The sequence below is a fragment of the Micromonospora reichwaldensis genome, from assembly GCF_031845925.1.
Classification (GTDB): domain Bacteria; phylum Actinomycetota; class Actinomycetes; order Mycobacteriales; family Micromonosporaceae; genus Micromonospora; species Micromonospora reichwaldensis.
In genome coordinates this window covers 1-392 of sequence record NZ_JAVRFL010000101.1, presented here as the reverse complement: position 1 = coordinate 392, position 392 = coordinate 1, and the positions used below count along the sequence as shown (strand labels likewise).

Genomic DNA, 392 nt, shown 5'->3' with positions numbered 1-392 from the left:
GCTCACCATCATCGTCACAGAGCTCGGTCGGGAACGGACCTTCACCAACGCGAGTGGTGTACGCCTTAGCGATGCCAACAATGCGGTCGATGCGAGTCGGTCCGACGCCTGAGCCAGTACACGCGCCCGCAGCGATCGGGTTGGACGAGGTGACATACGGATACGTGCCGAAGTCAACGTCAAGATGATGGGCCTGGGCGCCCTCAAAAAGTATGACCTTGCCCTCGTCAAGGCCCTTGTTGAGAACTCGAGCCACGTCAACGACGTAGGGGCGGATGCGCTCGGCGTGGGCCAGCAGACCGTCGGCAACCTCGCCTGGATCGATAGCGCGACGGTTGTAGATCTTCACCAGGATCTGGTTCTTTTGGTCTAGAGAGGCCTCGACCTTCTGA

General features: G+C 59.9%; 1 protein-coding gene. It reads right to left on the bottom strand.

Features of this window, described 5'->3' with window-relative positions:
• On the bottom strand, nt 1-349 hold a 349-nt coding region (locus tag RM555_RS30890), incomplete at its 3' end, for an adenylosuccinate synthetase (RefSeq protein ID WP_311415010.1).
• Nucleotides 350-392 lie beyond the last annotated feature (43 nt).